This window comes from Bacillus litorisediminis, from assembly GCF_022808645.1.
GTDB classification, from domain to species: Bacteria; Bacillota; Bacilli; order Bacillales; family JC228; genus Bacillus_BF; species Bacillus_BF litorisediminis.
Window position 1 is genome coordinate 99062 of sequence record NZ_JAKZKT010000011.1, and the last position, 18753, is coordinate 117814.

General features: G+C 39.6%; 16 protein-coding genes. 15 read left to right on the forward strand and 1 reads right to left on the reverse strand.

Annotation, left to right across the window (positions count from 1 at the left end; translation table 11 throughout):
- The first annotated feature begins 349 nt into the window (after positions 1-349).
- The 10 genes from MLE14_RS08035 (at position 350) to MLE14_RS08080 (ending at position 13118) form a co-directional block, all read left to right on the forward strand.
- Positions 350-2665, forward strand: coding sequence for an alpha/beta fold hydrolase (locus tag MLE14_RS08035; protein WP_243297841.1), 2316 nt, complete (start codon positions 350-352; stop codon positions 2663-2665).
- A 5-nt stretch (positions 2666-2670) separates the two neighbouring features.
- Positions 2671-4161 carry a M81 family metallopeptidase gene (locus MLE14_RS08040; protein ID WP_243297842.1) on the forward strand — a complete coding sequence of 497 codons (1491 nt, stop codon included), beginning with the start codon at positions 2671-2673 and terminating at the stop codon, positions 4159-4161.
- A gap of 46 nt (positions 4162-4207) precedes the next feature.
- Positions 4208-5773, forward strand: a complete 1566-nt coding sequence (locus MLE14_RS08045) for an ABC transporter substrate-binding protein (RefSeq protein ID WP_243297843.1) — start codon at positions 4208-4210, stop codon at positions 5771-5773.
- A gap of 131 nt (positions 5774-5904) precedes the next feature.
- Positions 5905-6825 (forward strand): ABC transporter permease, encoded by a 921-nt coding sequence (locus MLE14_RS08050; RefSeq protein ID WP_243297844.1) that lies wholly within the window; start codon positions 5905-5907, stop codon positions 6823-6825.
- Between the two features lie 15 nt (positions 6826-6840).
- A complete protein-coding gene (locus tag MLE14_RS08055) occupies positions 6841-7743 on the forward strand; it encodes an ABC transporter permease (protein ID WP_243297845.1) in 903 nt (300 codons plus the stop codon).
- Between the two features lie 144 nt (positions 7744-7887).
- Positions 7888-8802 (forward strand): ABC transporter ATP-binding protein, encoded by a 915-nt coding sequence (locus tag MLE14_RS08060; RefSeq protein WP_243297857.1) that lies wholly within the window; start codon positions 7888-7890, stop codon positions 8800-8802.
- On the forward strand, positions 8799-9788 hold the full coding sequence (locus MLE14_RS08065; protein ID WP_243297846.1) for an ABC transporter ATP-binding protein: 990 nt from the start codon (positions 8799-8801) through the stop codon (positions 9786-9788). The genes MLE14_RS08060 and MLE14_RS08065 overlap by 4 nt, the downstream gene beginning before the upstream one ends.
- Before the next feature lie 24 nt (positions 9789-9812).
- Positions 9813-10664: a MurR/RpiR family transcriptional regulator gene (locus MLE14_RS08070; RefSeq protein ID WP_243297847.1), complete on the forward strand. Its 852-nt coding sequence runs from the start codon at positions 9813-9815 to the stop codon at positions 10662-10664.
- Positions 10665-10708: 44 nt separating this feature from the next.
- Positions 10709-12133, forward strand: coding sequence for a beta-lactamase family protein (locus tag MLE14_RS08075; RefSeq protein WP_243297848.1), 1425 nt, complete (start codon positions 10709-10711; stop codon positions 12131-12133).
- Between the two features lie 88 nt (positions 12134-12221).
- Positions 12222-13118: a serine hydrolase gene (locus MLE14_RS08080; protein ID WP_243297849.1), complete on the forward strand. Its 897-nt coding sequence runs from the start codon at positions 12222-12224 to the stop codon at positions 13116-13118.
- A gap of 51 nt (positions 13119-13169) precedes the next feature.
- On the opposite strand, the gene MLE14_RS08085 is transcribed toward MLE14_RS08080, so the two are convergent.
- The gene (locus MLE14_RS08085) at positions 13170-14114 is read right to left on the reverse strand and encodes an acetamidase/formamidase family protein (RefSeq protein ID WP_243297850.1); all 945 of its coding nucleotides are present in this window, start codon (positions 14112-14114) and stop codon (positions 13170-13172) included.
- Between the two features lie 171 nt (positions 14115-14285).
- Here MLE14_RS08085 and MLE14_RS08090 point away from each other — a divergent pair, with 171 nt between their 5' ends.
- From MLE14_RS08090 to MLE14_RS08110, 5 genes are all read left to right on the forward strand, one after another.
- Positions 14286-15575 carry a M48 family metallopeptidase gene (locus MLE14_RS08090; protein ID WP_243297851.1) on the forward strand — a complete coding sequence of 430 codons (1290 nt, stop codon included), beginning with the start codon at positions 14286-14288 and terminating at the stop codon, positions 15573-15575.
- A gap of 294 nt (positions 15576-15869) precedes the next feature.
- Positions 15870-17072 carry a M20 family metallopeptidase gene (locus tag MLE14_RS08095; protein ID WP_243297852.1) on the forward strand — a complete coding sequence of 401 codons (1203 nt, stop codon included), beginning with the start codon at positions 15870-15872 and terminating at the stop codon, positions 17070-17072.
- Positions 17073-17111: 39 nt separating this feature from the next.
- A complete protein-coding gene (locus MLE14_RS08100) occupies positions 17112-17933 on the forward strand; it encodes a DUF3100 domain-containing protein (protein WP_243297853.1) in 822 nt (273 codons plus the stop codon).
- Entirely contained in the window at positions 17934-18386 is a 453-nt protein-coding gene (locus MLE14_RS08105) for a hypothetical protein (RefSeq protein WP_243297854.1), read from the forward strand.
- Positions 18387-18574: 188 nt separating this feature from the next.
- A partial coding sequence (locus tag MLE14_RS08110) for a transposase family protein (protein WP_390628476.1) occupies positions 18575-18753 on the forward strand: 179 nt, incomplete at its 3' end.

Sequence of the window (18753 nt, forward strand, 5' to 3'; positions counted from 1 at the left end):
ACCAGGATGAAAGAAAATAGTCGAAAGATTAAAAAAATTATTGCAATAATTATCAAATGTGCTAATATATTTAACAATAAAGTTTTTGCTCCCTATCTTCTAAAAAAAGAAGTTTTAACTTCTAACCTCTCAGTTTTTACAAACTCGCAGTTAGCCCCAAGAATATACACTAAGAAGTCTAATTTACCATCCATTTTCAACCACACATCGTAATGATTTACGTCAGTAATGAATGAAAATATTCATCTATTTTATAAATAGGCATATGTTTTATTTGATGATTCGAATTCAGAAATTCTCGAAATAAAGATTTACCCTATAAAATTCTTAAAAGTGAGGTTGAATTTTTATGTATGCAGATGTTAACGGAACTAGAATTTTCTTTGATATTGATGGAACAGGTTGGAAAAAAGAAGGAGATAAACTAGTCGACAAACCCGTTTGTTTTGTCTTGCATGGTGGCCCTGGTGGTACACATCTAGGTTTTCGTCCCCATTTCAGCCAATTAAATGAAACGATTCAGCTGGTTTATATAGATAACCGGGGTAGTGGCTTTTCTGATCGTGGTCCTCAAAAATCTTACACAATAGAAAATAATGTAGACGACATCGAAGCACTGAGAAAATACTTAGGTTTAAAAAAGATCTATTTACTGGGGCACTCTTATGGAGGGATGGTAGCCATGAGCTATGCCATAAAATATCAGAACAATCTGAATGGTCTGCTTCTTCTGACTACATCACCGAGCTCTAGTTTTATAGAAAAAGCAAAGGATTTTGTTGAAATGAATGGTACTGAGGAGCAAAAAGAAATAGCAAATGTTCTATGGGATGGAGCGTTTCAATCCTTGGATCACGTAGCGAAATATTATCAGGTAATGGGTCCTCTTTATTCTAGAAAACAGTCAAATGATACTCAACCTCAAGCTGCTGCTTTAGGACATCGGTCATATCAGGCTTTAAATGAAGGATTTGGAAATTTCCTGCGTGCTTTTGATATTAGAGATGAATTAGAAACTATTCTTGTTCCAACCTTGGTTATGGCAGGCCGATATGATTGGATCACCCCAGTTGAAGAATCTGAACAAATTGCTTCCCTTATTCCAAACAGCAGACTCATTGTGTTTGAAAATAGCAGCCATAATGTTCACGTGGATGAAACGGAAAAATTTTTTGAAACGGTTTTAACTTTTATAAATTATACAGGAGGTAAAAAAATGAATAAGGTAGATTCATTGCAAGGTTTCGAAGAGACAGCCCAAAAGCTTGTAGAAGAGTATCATATTCCAGGCACATCAGTAGCACTCGCAAAAGATGGAGAAGTTCTTTATCAGAAATCATTTGGATTTCGAAATGTAGAGAATGGTTATCCGATCAATGAAGATACCGTTTTTGGAATTGGATCCATTACAAAATCCTTCACCTGTGTAGCAATCATGCAGCTGCAAGAGCAAGGCAAGTTACATGTTCATGATGCTGTTATTCAATATTTGCCTGAATTTAGGCTTAAGGATTCTAGTACTGTAAAAGAAATGACCATCCATCATTTCATGACACATTCTGCTGGAATCCCTCCATTGAGTACCTTGTATTACGCTATGAAAAGAACCATGGAAATTGATCCCTCAGTCAAAGACTACAAAAGCTTATTAGTGGATGAGAAGGAAGCAGATTATATCGATACGTACGAGCAATTAATGGATTTTATTGCAAGTGAGGATGTAGAGCTGCTTGGGAACCCGGGAAAACATTTTAGCTATTCAAATGATAGTTATGCCTTATTAGGCTGCATCATTGAACGAGTCAGCGGAAAATCGTATGAACAATATGTATATGATCATATTTTAAAGCCATGCGGAATGAATCGGAGTTTCTTCACCATAGATGAGTATGGAGCAGATGACAATGTGTCAATGAGTTATGCGATTGAATTAGTTGATGACAGAGAGCGGGTGTATGAGGCCCCTATTTGGTGGGACGCACCTGCTATGAGGGCTGCCGGATTTTTAAAATCGACTGCGAAAGATATGCTGAAATATGCAGAAATCTTTCGGAATGGCGGCGTAGTGAATGACAAAAGGATTTTAAATGAATCTAGCGTTAATGAAATGATGAAGCATCAAATTGAGATTCAGCCAGGTAAATTTTATGGGTATGGATTAATGATTACAGAAGATTATTTTGGAACAAAATTAGTTGAGCATGGCGGGAATTTAAAGGCTATTGCGGCACAAATGAGTATTTTGCCAGAGGAGGGAATTACAGGAGTCACCCTTACAAACCTAGCTGGCGTTCCGGCATCAAGGATTATGGAGTTAGCTCTAAATGATATTCAAGGTAGAGATCCAAACGCATCTCATATGGACTTAGAAGAGGTCGATTTACCGTTAGAAATCATAGAGAAATATGTAGGAGATTATGTGTCAAATGAGGGCACAAAGGTATTAATCGGAATCGAAAATGAAAAACTGACTTTTACCTACCGGGGAAGTGTATACCCGATCAAACCTGTCGGTGAGAATCTCTTTTTGGCCCAAGTTAATGATTTATGTGAACTATTGCAGATTCACAGAGATGAAAATGGCAATGCAGTAAGTATTACTTGTCATTATCGAAAATTCCCAAAGGTAAACAGTAAACAATTAACAAAGGAAATTCAGGGGTGAATGGTATGAGAATTGTAATTGGGCAAATTGCGCATGAAACGAATACTTTTTCCAATGTTAAAACAGATAAGAAGGCTTTTTCATTATGGGGCTGGGATGTAGGAGAGACTATCATTACTAAACATCGTCGTGTGCGGAACTATATGGGGGGAATGATTGATCGGGCGGAAGAATTGGGAATCGAGGTTATCCCCACTTTTGCAGCAACAGCTACTCCCTCAGGAGTCATAACAAAGGAAGCTTACGAAGCACTAAAGCTAGAACTGTTAAATGGCATACGAAATGCTAAACATTACGATGCCATATGTCTTGCCTTGCACGGTGCAGGCGTTACGGAAACAGCTGAAGATTTAGAGGGTGATCTTCTGAAAGAAGTCCGTAAAATAGTAGGCTATGAAATCCCAGTTGTGGTGACACTTGATCTTCATGCCAATGTCACAGAATCTATGGTCAGAGAGGCAGATGCCATTCTCGGAAATCATCTGTATCCTCATACTGATTCTTATGAAATTGGGAAAGAGGCAGTTAGTTTAGCGCAAAATATAGTTGAAAAGGGACTTAAACCTACCATGCATTTAATCAAGCTGCCATTAGCAATTCCGACATCGACTACTAATCTATCACCAGCAAAGGATGTCAATGATCGTTGTTTTGAATGGGAAAAAAACAGCAGAATGATAGATTGTACCTTCTACCATGGGTTCCCATATACCAATATTTCCGATTTTGGTGTCACTGTGTTAGCTACATCTCATAATGACCCGGAGATCGCTAGAGAAGCAGCTCAAGATGTAGCCTCTTATATCTGGGAGCACAAGGAGGATTTTTTCATAAAGCAACCTTCGCCAAAAGAAGGAATTGCTAAAGCTTTGCAGCATAACGGATATCCGGTTGTGCTGAATGAAACCTCTGATAACCCTGGGGGAGGAACACCTGGTGATGGTACTTATCTTTTACGAGCCCTCTTAGAGGAAAAAGTTGAAAAAGCATGCTTTGGCTTTATTTATGACCCAGAAGTAGTAGACATCGCTTTTCGCGCCGGAGTTGGTACGAACATCGAGGTGATGCTTGGGGGAAAAACGGATGATCTGCATGGAGAGCCGATTCCGCTAATAGCGTACGTGAAATGTTTAACTGACGGAACGTTTATTCAATCATCCCCGATGGGCAAAGGCGGACAAGTTAATCTTGGCCGATCTGTACGTCTTCAATGTGGCGGTATTGACATCATCGTCTGTTCTGTAAGATCTCAAACACTTGATGAACAAATCTTTTTGCTTCATGGAATAGATGTAGCCCAGTATAAAATTGTTGCCTTAAAGTCCAGTCAGCACTTTAGAGCCGGTATTGAACCGATTAGTTCAACGATTATTACGGTTGACTCTCCAGGATTAACTACTTTAGATTTTACTGCCTTCCAATATACCAATCTCAGAACAAATATTTATCCTTTAACGGAAGTATCACAAGAATCTATCAGTGTGATTACAGGTTAAGCAGCCATAAGTACAAAACAATTTGGAGAATAGGAGAAGGATTAAAATGAAGAAATATTATGTACATGCACTGTTTTTATTATTGGCTGTCTTCATCTTCACTGGGTGTAAGCAATCAGGAAATGCACAGCCGACAGATGGGGGCTCAGGAGAACAATCAGATGGCGGTACGATTGTTGTTACATCAGTCCGGGAACCAGATACGATTGATGTTCAAAGGACAACTTGGGTCGATGATGCAAATGCTCATCTGTATGAACCTCTCGTTCGGTTTGATTTTGAAGGAAAAATTGTCCCGGCATTAGCCGAGGATTATCTAGTGTCTGAGGATGGAAAAGTTATATCCTTTACTTTAAAAGAAGGAGCTACTTACCATACTGGTGAACCTGTTACAGCTGAAGCGGTTAAGAAATCGTTTGAACGATTTCTCGAAACAGCTCCTACGAGCTATATGCTTGGTCCAGTTGAAGAGATAGTAGCTGAAGATGACCGGACTGTTACATTTAAATTTAGCGAGCCGTTTGCTCCGTTCCTTAGCAATGCAACTGTTGCTTATTTAGCACCGTTAGATTCTGCTGTTATTGACCAATACGGAGAAGATTTTGGAATGCATGCCAGCAGTACAGGCATTTTAAAACTATCTGAAATTAGCAGAGGCTCCTCTATCACATACGAAACGTTTGACGGCTTTAATTTAGGTCCAGAGTATGCTCAAAATAAAGGGGCCGCGAATTTTGATAAAGTGGTTTTCCGATTTATTCCAGATGATGATACAAGATTACTAGAGTTCAAAAGTGGAAATACACAAGTCATGCTTTCAGTCCCTCCAAACTATATAGCGGAATTGGAAAGTGATCCAAATACAGAATTAGTCAGATCTTTAGCCAATGGCCATGTGTATCTTGGTTTTAATAATAAAAAAGAAAAATTCCAAGACATAAGAGTAAGAAAAGCTATTGCATTAGCGATTGATCGTACACCGATTGTAGATTTTGCTTTAGAAGGTGCAGCACAGCCAATCTTTGGGCCATTACCTCCAACTATTCCCGGATATAACCAAGAGGTGGAGGATTATGCCGCTGAGATGTATGCACAGGATATAGAACAAGCTAAAAGTTTGCTTGCCGAAGCAGGGTATGATGAGTCCAATCCGTTACAAGTAGATCTATGGGTAACACAAGAGCCTGTTATGCAGCGTATTGCTCAAATTATTCAGAATCAGCTAAAAGAAATTGGTGTTCAGATGAACATCTCTGTACAGGAAGATGCGACAATTCGTGCACAGTCACCTGAAGGGGTTCACGAAATGCTTTTATGGACATATGGCTGGTATGATGCTGACATTCTTCACTCCATGTTTGGCAGAGATCTCTCCACACGAGTTCATTATCAAAACGATGAGTTAATTTCGATATTAGAAGAGGCACGTGTGACAATGGATCCTAAACAAAGAATGGACCTTTATAAAGAAGCACAAATGATTCTTGTGGAAGAATCTCCATGGGTACCGTTATTTGTTCGGGAAAATGTTGTTGCGTATCGCGATTTAGAAGGATTCAAGCTTCATCCGATAACAGGACAAATTATCTGGTCAGATGTCAAATTAAAATAGGATGTCTATAAAAAATAAGGGGATGGAAAGGTAATGAAGCCTTTCCAATCTTCTATGTTTAAAAGTTTTAGAATGTAAGAAAAATACTCGTCATATGTCCATCATCTGAAGTTATATAGGGGGGATATACCATGTATAAGTATTTACTTAAGCGTCTATTTACAATGCTTCTCACCTTATTTGGCGTTTCCATTCTAGTGTTTTTGATGGTTCATTTTATACCCGGTGATCCGGTCCTTACTATATTAGGAGAATTTGCGACAGAAGAGGCTATTCGAAATTTAGAAAGCTCGTTAGGACTCGATCAGCCACTTTATATACAATATTTCAACTTTATCTTTAGTGCCGTTCAAGGTGATTTAGGAACCTCTTATCTTACTGGAATCCCGGTATTAAATGAAATTGTAAATCGTTTCCCTATTACCCTTCAATTATCCGTATACAGTTTAGTGGTTGGATCCCTAGTAGGAATCGTTATGGGAACAGTAGCAGCTGTTAAACAAAACACCATATTTGATCGATTAGCTATGGTCATTTCATTAATTGGAATTTCAGCACCGGGATTTTGGATTGCATTATTTTTAATCTATATCTTTTCCTATCAATTAGGGTTATTTCCAATATCAGGGTATGAAGGGGTGTATTCTTTAATCCTGCCATCGATTACATTAGGACTCGGAGCTGCTGGAAATATTGCCAGAATGACACGTTCAAGCTTACTTGAAGTTATTAAACAGGATTATATGCGTACTGCAGAAGCTAAGGGGGCAAGTGGTGTCCGGATCATATTCGGACACGGTCTGCAAAATGCTTTTATCCCAGTCATTACTGTAATTGGATTACAATTTGGCAGTCTCCTGGCAGGTGCAGTTGTGACTGAAACTGTTTTTGCCTTACCGGGTATTGGCAGTCTTGCTGTTGACGCTATTGCTACGAGAGATATGCCAACTATTCAAGGGCTTGTATTGTTCATGGCATTTATGTTTATCCTTGTAAATCTATTAGTGGACATCATCTATAGTTTTATCGATCCAAGAATCAAGTACGAGTAGAAAGGGGGACAGCTAATGAGTCAACTTGCAACAGATACGAATTCAAAAGAGTCGGTAATGGGAGCTGAAGAAGTTGTTAACCGGAAGGCATATTGGGGATTGGTTTGGAAAAGATTGAGGGCAAACAAAGGGGCTTTATTAGGTGCGGGTATTTTACTATTTTTTATCCTCATATCCTTATTAGCTCCTATCCTAGCACCATATCCGATAGAGGAAATGATAATGGAAAATCGCTTTTTACCCCCATCCAGTGAGCATTGGCTAGGAACCGATGAATTTGGAAGAGATATTTTATCCAGAATTATGCACGGTGGCCGTGTTTCACTAATGATGGGGCTTGTTGCGGTATCCATTGCAGGAATTATTGGTGTCATTTTAGGTGTTGTTTCAGGGTACTATCGTAAACTTGATATTTACATCATGCAAGTTATGGATATCTTACTAGCTTTTCCTTCTCTTTTATTGGCAATAGCCATTATAGCTGTGCTCGGTGTAGGACTAACAAATGCAATGATCGCAGTCGCCATTTCTGTCATCCCTTCTTATGTAAGAGTAGTTCGGGGTGCAGTCTTGTCTATTCGAGAAAAAGAATATATTGAAGCTGTTCGTGCATTAGGTATCAGTGATTTTAAAATTATATGTAAACATATTCTGCCAAATGTTATGTCACCAGTTATTGTCTTATCAACTTTACAATTCGGTACAAGTATTCTTGCAGCCGCTTCACTCAGCTTCCTCGGTTTAGGTGCACAGCCTCCGACACCCGAATGGGGTGCCATGGCCTACGTAGGGAAATCATTTTTGCTAAGTGCCTGGTGGATGTCGCTATTTCCAGGACTTGCCATTATGTTAGTAGTACTTGGGTTTAACTTATTAGGTGACGGACTTAGAGATGCACTTGATCCGAGAATAAAGTAATTTTCATAAAGATTGTGGGGAGGTAACAGGATGACATCAGAAACTCTAACATTCATAAATGCCGATAAAATTAAATCGGATACTTCTAGTAATCTTTTGGATGTAGAAGATCTAACCATAAAATTTAATACTGAAGATAAAAAAATGGTTACAACGGTAAGTCAAATAAGCTTCAGTCTTTATAAAGGAGAAACAGTGGCGCTTGTAGGTGAGTCTGGCTGCGGAAAAAGTGTAACATCCCTTTCGATCATGGGGCTGATTCCTAAGCATGCTGGAATTGTTCAGGGGAGTATTAAATTAAATGGGAAAGAGCTAAATGGGTTGAGACCCAAGGAAATTAGAGAGATTCGCGGCAGGGATATCTCTATGATATTTCAAGAGCCGATGACCTCTCTTAACCCTGTACATAAAATTGGTGACCAAATTGGTGAAGTGATGCAATTACACGAGAATGTTACCAAATCTGAGACCCGGAAAAGAACCATGGAGATGTTAAAAAAAGTGGGAATTCCCCGTCCAGAAAAAATCATAAAGGAATATCCGCACCAATTATCAGGCGGGATGAGACAGAGAATTATGATTGCTATGGCTATGGCATGTAATCCTAAATTATTAATTGCCGATGAACCAACTACAGCACTGGATGTAACAATTCAAGCTCAAATATTGGATTTAATGAATGGGCTAAAAAGACAATTTAATACTACTATTTTATTGATTACTCATGATCTTGGTGTAGTGGCAGAAATGGCTGACAGGGTCATGGTTATGTATTATGGACAAATTGTAGAGGAAGCAGATGTTTATACATTATTTGCTGCACCAAAACATCCCTATACTCAGGGTCTGTTAAATTCAATCCCTAGTTTAGACGAAAAAAGAAAGAGGCTTGACCCGATAGAAGGAAATGTACCTAATATCGGAGAAATTACAAAAGGCTGTCCTTTCAAAAACCGCTGTAAACACGCATTTGATAAATGCTCTGAGGAGAATCCGCCTCTTTATTCGTTTGGAAATCAAACCGTCAGATGCTGGCTATATGGGGAGGAAGGGAAATGAGTACGAGCTTACTTGAAGTGAAAGATATAAAAAAATATTTTCCGATTAATAATGGATTATTTAAAAGAAGTAAAAGTTTTGTGAAGGCAGTAGATGGAGTTTCATTTACTTTAGAAGAAGGGGATACACTTGGCTTGGTTGGAGAAAGCGGCTGCGGGAAATCAACTACCGGGCGCAGTATTCTTCGGTTAATTGAACCCTCTAGCGGATCTGTTACGTACAAAGGTGAAGAAGTTACATCGATGTCTAAAAATGAATTAAGAAAAATTCGAAAGAATATGCAAATCGTATTTCAGGACCCTTACGCCTCCTTAAATCCAAGAATACAAATTGGTGCCATTTTAGAAGAGGCTCTTTCTACGCACAAAATTGGTCAGAACGCAAAAGAAAGGAAATCTATTGTTATCGACCTTCTTCAAAAGGTGGGTCTTAATAAGAGTGCTGTGGACCGTTACCCTCATGAATTTAGCGGCGGACAAAGACAGCGTATTGGAATTGCACGTGCAATTGCGGTGAATCCTTCATTAATTGTGGCAGATGAACCAGTTTCAGCACTGGATGTATCGATCCAGGCACAGATTCTAAATTTATTTCAGGATTTACAGGAACAAATGGGTTTAACCTATATCTTTATTGCCCATGACTTAAGCGTAGTTAAACATATTAGCAATAAAATTGGGGTGATGTATTTAGGCAAAATGGTAGAGTTTGCTTCGAAAGAACAGCTGTTTTCAAACCCATCGCACCCCTATACACAAGCTTTGATGTCAGCAGTACCTATTCCAAACCCAACCATTAAAAAAGAGAGGATTATTTTAAACGGGGATGTTCCAAATCCATCGAATCCGCCAACTGGCTGTACTTTTCACCCAAGATGTCAAGCATGTATGAAGGTTTGTAAAGAAATAACTCCAAAACCTATCGAAATCAGCCCCGGACATATGGTTTCCTGTCATTTGTTTGATCGAAATATGCTGACAAATTAGAAATGTATGATAAAGGAGAAATGAATGAATAAAATTAGACAGCAAATTAAAGAACAATACAATGATTTAACACAAAGTCTTAAAATTGCAGCAAACTTTATACTGGATAATCCAAAATTAGTAGCATTGTACCCAGCTAAAGAAATTGGAAGACTATCAGAAACAAGTGAAACAACGGTCATACGATTGTGCTATGCACTAGGGTATTCCGGTTATTCTTCATTACAAGAGGAGATTCGAAAAACACTCCTTTTGCCAGTTGAAGAACCATTTCAAGCACTCAAAAAAGGAATAGAAATACAGGAAAATGTTATAAGTCATGTTGTAGAGCAGGACATTAAATTTATAAAAAAAACCTTTGAAGAAATAGATGAACGTCTGTTTCTAGAAGCTGTCAAAAGTATGATTTCTGCCAAAAAAATTGTAATCGTCGGACTAAAAGGTTCTTATGGTGCGGCTAATTGGCTTGCTTATAGTTTAAACATTGTGAGAGGTAATACGATTTTATACAAAGGCGATATAGATGATGCCAACTATTTATTAACTGAGATGACTGAAGAATGGTTAATTATCGCGCTTTCGTTTCCAAGATATGTGGAACAGACGATCTCTTTCGTCAAAGCATCAAAGGAAAAAGGGGCTAAAATTCTATCCATTACAGATCATGAGCTTTCGCCGGTAGGGGTTTTATCTGATATCACTCTCAAAGTAATGACCCAAAATCCCACTGGGTTAAAAGGTATGCCCGTAATTACTTCCGTACTAAACGCTCTTGTTTCCGGGGTGATGGTAATAGATAAGAAAAATGTAGTGGATCGCGTGGATAAATATAATCAGACGAGTGAGCATTATTATACATTTCATCGTTTGGATTAAAGGTTTTTGGAATGATTAATAGAATGGAAATGGGAGGAATTAGTATGAACGGTCAAATTAAAAGTTTAAAAGATTTTGAAACATATGCTGAAGCATTAATTAGTAAGTATCAGATTCCCGGAGTAGCAATAGGATTAGCCCATAATGGGGTTCCTGTCTATGAAAAAGGGTTCGGTTTTAGAAATATTGAGAAAAAGCTTCCTGTTACGATGGATACTGTTTTTGGAATAGCTTCAGTTACTAAATCATTTACATGTGTAGCCATTATGCAGCTTCAGGAACAAGGGCAGCTGAATGTTCATGACCCTGTTGTTAAGTATTTGCCGGAATTCTATGCTGGATCAGACTGTACGAATAAAATGACGATTGAACATTTTATGACTCATACGGCAGGACTGCCGCCACTTCCTTCATTAATCTACGCCAAAAAAAGAAGTCTTGATGCTGATCCATCTGTAAAGGATTACCCTGGGTTACATATAAAGGAAGATGATAGTCAGGAGCCTATTGATACCTATGAGCAATTAATGGAGTATATCGGAAAATTAGATTTTGAGCTTCTCGGAGAACCAGGAACCGAATTTAGTTATTCCAATGATGCATACGGGTTGTTAGGAGCCATTGTCGAACGTGTTAGCGGAATCTCTTATGAAAGCTACGTGAAGCAATATATTCTGGAACCATCTGGTATGAAAAACACGTATTTTGAAATTGAGGAGATCAAAGACTACGAAAATATTACTTCTCTCTATGCAACCAAAAAACAGGAAAATGGTGAAACCTTCGTATATGAAGCACCGATTTGGTGGGAGTCACCAGCAATGAGGGGTGCAGGAGCTTTAAAGTCAACCGTTCATGATATGCTAAAATATGCTGAAATTTTTCGGAATAAAGGCAAAGTAGGAAATTATCAAATTCTTACACCCGAGAGTGTAGAAGAGATGGTGAAACCACGGATACAACTTACACAAGGAAAGTATTATGGATATGGGTTCATGATAACCCCAGATTTTCATGGAGTTACTCTTGTAGAGCACGGGGGAAATTTAAAAGGTGTTGCTTCGCAAGTTTGCATTATCCCTGAGAAAGGAATAACCGGAATGATTTTAACAAACCTTGCGGGTGTTCCAGCTCCAACTATTATGAATGCTGCTTTAAATGACCTTGAAGGACGTTCAATTACGGCTTCATCGTTTACGTTTGAGGAAGTAGAGGTGCCTGCAGAGTTATTAAAAGATTATGAAGGAATTTATCAGTCAATGGAAGGAATGGAATTAAAATTTACTGCGAATAACGGCAGCCTGGAAGTATCCGCTCAAGGTACATCCTATCCAATTAAAAGTATTGGTTCAGATAAGTTCGTGGCGATTGTGAGGGACCAGACCGAAGTAATCCGCTTTATAAGAAATGATCAAGGAAAAGTTATACGTGCAGCCTATCATTTGAGGCAAGTTTCAAAAGTGGAGTAAAAGAACTGGGGCCAGTCTTCTGCATGCATATGTTGATTTTTGACAAGAAAAGCGAAGAAAAAATTTTTCATTGATGGAGTGTGGCCAGATGAGTATACAAGAGACGAATATGGGTTTACAGCAAATGGTGGACGAGATTGTGCAACACAGTTCTGGGACCTATGGTGTGGCGGTGAAGCATTTGGACACGGGGGAGTTTGCTGGAGTTAATCAACATGAACGTTTCCAATTGGCCAGTACGTTCAAGATTCCGATATTAGTAACACTCTTTCGCGATGTGAATTCCAATAAACTGAAATTGGAAGATCTCGTTACCGTACAAGAAGAAGATTTCGTGATAGGTTCCGGTGTGATTCAACATTTGCATCCTGGAGTGCAGTTCACGATTAAGGATTTAGCCACACTGATGATTATTGTCAGCGATAACTTGGCTACCGATCTGATATTAAAGCTTGTCGGTACAGAGAACGTAACATCTTATATGAAAGAGCTTGGTTTATCCAATACCTTTATTCATTTCAGTTGCCGGCAGTTACTGAATCTAAGCATCGGACTCGATTTAAATTCCTTCTTGAGTGCAGAGGAGGTACGTTCTGTAAAGTGGGATTTTGATTATAACAGCCTTATCTTTCAAGGTGATTCTCACAATAACGTGTCAACGCCGATTGAGATGGCTATACTTGTAGAGAAAATCGCCAGAAAAGAAATTATTTCCGAGAAATCGTGTGAGGCTATGTTAGATATTTTGCTAAAACAGCAATTTAACAGCCGTCTCCCTTATTTGTTGCCTAGCAAAACAAAAGTGGCTCATAAAACTGGAACAATCGGCAACGTGATCAACGATGTAGGCATTGTTTATTTACCTAAAGGTAAGGGTGCCTTTTCGATTGCCGTTTTATCTAAAGAGAATGTTACCATGGAAGAAGGGGAACGTACCATCGGCCGCATTGCCAAAGCTGCTTATGACTACTTTCTAAAAAGATAACAGAGGGACGGTTCTTTTGTTTCACTGAAACAAAAGAACCGTCCCCATGTTTCAAATCATGCGAATCGCCCCATGTGGCAATACAGCGTGAACTCCCTTAACACCATTTACTACCTGTGAGATTCTTAAGTCGACTGCGACACTGGCTAATGCAGTGGCTTCTGTTTTTTCTATTCTGTAAAAGCCTTGCATAAGCCGAACCATTTCATCTAATGCAACCGCCGTTGCTTCATTAAGATCTTCACTGAATCCAAACGTAATCCAGCCCGAAGGAGTCTTGGCTCTTGGCATCGTTAGCTGTATGTCTTCATGGACAACTAAGGAAATGTCAACGAAATCCATGGGGCATTCGATTGCAGTTCCGGATACTTCTCCATCACCCTGCAGGGCATGACCGTCGCCAATAGAGAAGAGAGCTCCTTCAACTGAAACTGGCAAGAATAGGCTGCTTCCTTTTACTAATTCTTTACAGTCGATATTCCCGCCGCAGTATCGGGGCGGTGCAGTTGAATGGACACCGGCTTCTTTTGGTGCAACGCCCATTACACCCATAAACGGGGATAGAGCTACCGTAAATGTTCGATCTCCAATTTTGCAGCTGCCTGTCATCTTTACGGAATCTAGTTCCCAGTCTAGCTGTACTCGTTTTTGGTCGATTATTCCGAGTACTTCGTTTTGCCAGCTATTGACTCCGCCCGCCCAGTTTTGCCCATACCAGCCTGGAACAAGATCATTTATTTTAACCTCAAGAACCGTTCCTGGTTTTGCATCTCGAACAAAAATGGGTCCGATGAGAGGATGACCTGGCCGATCCTCTTTTTCTCTCGAACTATAAAACACTCTTTCTTCTGTTTTCGCACTAGAATAGCCCCATTGGATATCTGGTGTTTTTAATTGAATTGAATCTCCCGAATCCACAGTTAATATCGGCTGATATTCTCTGTTAAAGCTGCCGTGCAGGTTATCATTATGTAATGAAAGTAATTGATGAATCAAGGATCTCACTCCTGTATGGTTGATAATTTATTTTATCATAAACTGCCGCGAGTCCTAGATGTATTCATTTGGTGAAGGCCAATCTTGTAATTACATATATTTCCCATATTTTCAGTAAACTTCCTTCGCTTTATAATAGGTAAAAAGACACAATCAGAAGGGAAGATACCCATGCACCAAATCAGTGAATTGGCCCCGCATAGCAGTGAAACCAAGACCTGCCCGCAATGTCAGAAGCAGATGCCGGCAGCATCAGAGTACATAACCTGGTGTGAGTATTGTGATTACAATGTAAATCCGACGATACCCGAAGAGAGTACACCGATTACACGGCTATACGAAAGGCTGGGTGAACGATTAGGAGAAAGTTTGGTGGAGAACATTAAAGAAGGCGTGACACCGACTGCATGGATTCCGACTATCGCGGCTTTCTTTATTGCTACAATAGTTCATATGGTAAGCCTTGGATTATTGTTAGGCGGACTGTACTGCTTATTCTTTGCAGACAAAAATATCTACATCTATATAGCAATTGTTCTGCTTTTCGGTTTATCGTGGGTATTGCGTCCGAGGATTGATCGGTTAGAAAAAGACCAGTTCATTCTTCCGAGGGATGAATTTCCAACCCTTTATGGTATCTGTGAAAAAATAAGCGAAGAAATGAATACAAAAAAGGTAGATGGCATTATTATTGATCATGGGTTTAATGCTTCTATCACGGAAGTTGGTTTCCGCAGAAAAGTGATTGTTACCGTCGGTCTGCCTCTCTTTTCCATTTTAAATGCAGATGAACGGTTATCTGTCCTTGCTCATGAGATTGGGCATAAAGAAAATAAAGACCTCTCGAAAAGCTTTTATTTAGGAACAGCCATTTCCACCATTTATACTTGGTTTGATCTCTTGTATCCTGATAAAGCTACCAATGGTGAGAGAGAAGATGGGATGTCTCTGCTTGAAGTTCCAGCCTATTATTTTATGAAAGCTATCTCTTTCATCCCTTACAGTTTAATCTATCTGCTGACCTTCTTACTTTATCGGAATAAGCAAGTTGCAGAATTTAAGGCAGATTTGTTTGAAGCGGAAGTAACTGGGACACATACAGCTATACAAGTATTAGAAAAACTGCATTATGGGGATTTATTTGCCCACATTAGTAGAAAAGTAGCGTTAAATAACGAAAAATTAAATCTGTTTACAGAACTTAAAAGCAGAGTTGCAAATCTCCCGGAAAGAGAAAGAAAAAGACTAAAGCGGAAAACAGAACTGGAAAAGACGAGAATTGATACGACCCATCCGGCAACTCATTTGCGAATGAATCTTTTAAAAGCTAAAATGATGCATCCGAAAATTAAACTAACAAGCTTAGAGGCGAGTGCCTTACAAAAAGAACTCGAGAAATTAGAAGAACCGGTTCAAGGAAAAATAATTGACGAAATCAAATATAATCTCTACCAATGGTAAGAGATTAACTGCCTTCTATTTAAAATAGAGGGCTTTTTATATGTATATCGATATCAGTGCATCAATGCTTTAATTTGGCAAGGGACAGACACCAATTGAATTATTAAATCGACTCCATTTTTGTTTATATTTTCTATTCCAATTATTCAAAATATTATATTGATTTGAAATATTAATGGTGGTAGGATGAGACTTAAATATATTTCTAGATGTTTGATTTCAAGAATTTTAATTCTGGAAATATTCTGCATGAGGGATTGGGATATTTTATTAACTAGTAGGAGGCGTTAGAGGATGGAGAAAGTGTTTACTAAATTAGATGAAGTGTACGATGAGATTGTTCAGATTCGGCGGCATCTTCATCAATATCCAGAGCTTTCTTTTCAAGAAACCAACACAGCTAATTATATTGCGGCTTATCATGAAAAGCTGGGGCATGAGGTACGGACAGGTGTCGGAGGCAATGGTGTTGTAGCTTATTTAAAAGGGGACAAGCCTGGTCCAACTGTAGCGCTTCGCGCGGATTTTGATGCTCTTCCCATTCAAGAGCAGACGGATGTTCCATTTAAGTCGGTAAATGATGGTGTCATGCATGCATGTGGTCACGACGGTCATACGGCTTCACTGCTTGGATTGGCAAAAGTTTTAAATAGTATGAAGTCTGAGATAGAGGGGACGGTTGTTTTTATTCATCAGCATGCGGAGGAACTGCCGCCTGGGGGTGCCATTGCCATGATCGAGGACGGCTGTTTGGAAGGTGTGGATGTCATTTTTGGTACCCATTTGCAGGCCCAGCAGCCATTAGGTGAAATTGGCTACCGTGTCGGACCGTTACAAGCGGCTCCAGACCGTTTTGATATTGTGATTCAAGGGAAAGGTGGGCATGGTGCTGCCCCTCATGAGACAAAGGATAGCATCGTGATTGGCGGGCAGTTAATTGGAAACCTGCAGCAAATTGTCAGCCGAAGAGTTGATCCGCTTGAATCTGCCGTTGTTTCTGTTTGTAACTTTGAAGCCAAAAATCCTTATAACGTCATTGCTGATACGGCAAAACTTACGGGAACCGTTCGGACTTTTAAAGAAGAGATTCGTCATTTTATAGAAAAAGAGATTGAGAAAGTTGTTAAAGGCACATGTCTCGTTTCGGATGCAAGCTATGAATATACGTATACGCGAGGGTATCCTACAACGGTCAATCATAAAGAGGAAACAGAATTCGTTGCGGAACTGGCAAAATCAGTGCCTGGTGTAGAGTCCGTCAGAGAAACCGAGCCGATCATGGGCGGAGAAGACTTTTCTTATTATTTACAAAAAGTAAAGGGTACATTTTTCTTTACGGGAGCAAGAAATCCTGAGTGGGAGACAGCTTACCCGCATCACCATCCGAAATTTGATCTGGATGAAAGAGCACTGTTAATTGCTGCTAAAGTTTTGGGTGCAGCCACTTTGCAGTACATGAGAAATAGAGCGGGGGAAGAAGTGTCAGCGGAAGCATAAGGAAATACGATAAAAATCACCTGAGAGGAGCTGACAAATATGGCAGCGCAAGTACAGAGTTTATGGAAAGATTGGCGAGTTCATGCCTTAGTATTGGGGATTGTATTAGTGACAGAAACCATTGGAATTCACCAAATTCCGCTGGGACCAGGTGTGATTTTATTGTTACCGATGCTTTACGCCGTAATGATCGGGGTCGGTTTATACTTTACACCGCTTGTCAAAGAAAAGCAGGCTAAAAATGCGGAATCCCTTGTATTTTTATCAGTTACGCTTTTAGTTGCAAAGTTTGGTGTGCAGGCTGGACCAGCCCTGCCACAGCTCATTGAAGCAGGACCTGCTTTATTGCTGCAGGAAATTGGGAACCTTGGCACCATTTTTTTAGCTCTTCCCGTAGCGGTTTTACTCGGAATTAAAAGAGAAAGTATTGGGATGACTCATTCGATTGGGAGAGAACCTAATGTTGCCTTAATTACGGATAAATACGGTTTTTCGTCGCCGGAAGGTCGCGGAGTCATGGCCATGTACATTTTCGGTACAGTTTTCGGGGCCATTTTTATGGGATTGGTATCAGGATTCTTAGCCACTGTCACCCCGCTTCATCCATTGTCCTTTGCGATGGCAACAGGGATTGGAAGCGGAAGTATGGCAGCGGCTGCATTAGGCCCTCTTGTTGCTGCCTATCCGGACATGGAAGCAGACCTCATAGCTTTTTCGGGGGCGAGTAACTTAGCGACATCGGTAACGGGATTATATGTAAGTATATTTGTAGCCTTGCCATTAACGGAAAAGCTTTACGCATTAATGACGAAAAGGAAGAATAAAACAACAGAGCCAGGCGCCGGTGTGGGGGTGAAGTAGATGTTAAAGAGCATTCAAGAATGGGTGATGGTGTTAGTCATTATTGGAGCAGTAGTGCTTATTGGGAACTGGATTGGCTATGATGTGGTTCCAATACAAGCAATCCCGGGAATGATTGTCTTAGCCCTTATATGTTTAGTTGGTTTAATCATTCATAAGTTACTGCCATTTAATATCCCAAGTGTAGCCTATATTGGACTTCTCGGGTTTATCTTGACCATACCAGGTATGCCAGGTCAGGAAAAAATTGTTGAATGGACAGCTCATGTCAACCTACTTGCCATTGCAACACCTATTTTAGCCTACGCCGGTATTGCCATTGGCCGTTCCTGGTCCGATTTCTCCAAACTAGGCTGGAAAACAATCATTGTCGGCATGTGCGTCCTGCTTGGCACATTTCTCGGATCTGCCATTATTGCAGAGGTTGTGTTGAGAATTCAAGGGATTATTTAAAATTCATTAAGAGCTGATGATAAACACTCTATCACTACAATGTAGCGGTGGGGTGTTTTTTTTAGGCTCTATAATATTTGTTGGGGTTTGAACACAACTTTTTATTCATAAAAAAAACACGTAAACATCCAATTCTTTTATACTTGAATTGTCGAGAAACAAGACAAAAGAAATGGAGTTACGTGTATATGAATATTACCATGAATATCCCTGGATTAAAAGATGTAGTCATTACCAAAGTTGAACAGTATGAGGATATAGTCCGCCTATATGTAGAGATGGAACGAAAGAATCATCGTTGTCCTGCATGTAATAACTGGACCCGTCGGGTCCATGATTATCGGATACAGAAAATTCACCACTTGAA

Excerpts from the sequence above, each read along its gene's own strand:
- MLE14_RS08035 (WP_243297841.1), top strand. The coding sequence starts at position 350 with ATGTATGCAGATGTTAACGGAACTAGAATTTTCTTTGATATTGATGGA.
- MLE14_RS08040 (WP_243297842.1), top strand. The coding sequence starts at position 2,671 with ATGAGAATTGTAATTGGGCAAATTGCGCATGAAACGAATACTTTTTCC.
- MLE14_RS08045 (WP_243297843.1), top strand. The coding sequence starts at position 4,208 with ATGAAGAAATATTATGTACATGCACTGTTTTTATTATTGGCTGTCTTC.
- MLE14_RS08050 (WP_243297844.1), top strand. The coding sequence starts at position 5,905 with ATGTATAAGTATTTACTTAAGCGTCTATTTACAATGCTTCTCACCTTA.
- MLE14_RS08055 (WP_243297845.1), top strand. The coding sequence starts at position 6,841 with ATGAGTCAACTTGCAACAGATACGAATTCAAAAGAGTCGGTAATGGGA.
- MLE14_RS08060 (WP_243297857.1), top strand. The coding sequence starts at position 7,888 with ATGGTTACAACGGTAAGTCAAATAAGCTTCAGTCTTTATAAAGGAGAA.
- MLE14_RS08065 (WP_243297846.1), top strand. The coding sequence starts at position 8,799 with ATGAGTACGAGCTTACTTGAAGTGAAAGATATAAAAAAATATTTTCCG.
- MLE14_RS08070 (WP_243297847.1), top strand. The coding sequence starts at position 9,813 with ATGAATAAAATTAGACAGCAAATTAAAGAACAATACAATGATTTAACA.
- MLE14_RS08075 (WP_243297848.1), top strand. The coding sequence starts at position 10,709 with ATGAACGGTCAAATTAAAAGTTTAAAAGATTTTGAAACATATGCTGAA.
- MLE14_RS08080 (WP_243297849.1), top strand. The coding sequence starts at position 12,222 with ATGAGTATACAAGAGACGAATATGGGTTTACAGCAAATGGTGGACGAG.
- MLE14_RS08090 (WP_243297851.1), top strand. The coding sequence starts at position 14,286 with ATGCACCAAATCAGTGAATTGGCCCCGCATAGCAGTGAAACCAAGACC.
- MLE14_RS08095 (WP_243297852.1), top strand. The coding sequence starts at position 15,870 with ATGGAGAAAGTGTTTACTAAATTAGATGAAGTGTACGATGAGATTGTT.
- MLE14_RS08100 (WP_243297853.1), top strand. The coding sequence starts at position 17,112 with ATGGCAGCGCAAGTACAGAGTTTATGGAAAGATTGGCGAGTTCATGCC.
- MLE14_RS08105 (WP_243297854.1), top strand. The coding sequence starts at position 17,934 with ATGTTAAAGAGCATTCAAGAATGGGTGATGGTGTTAGTCATTATTGGA.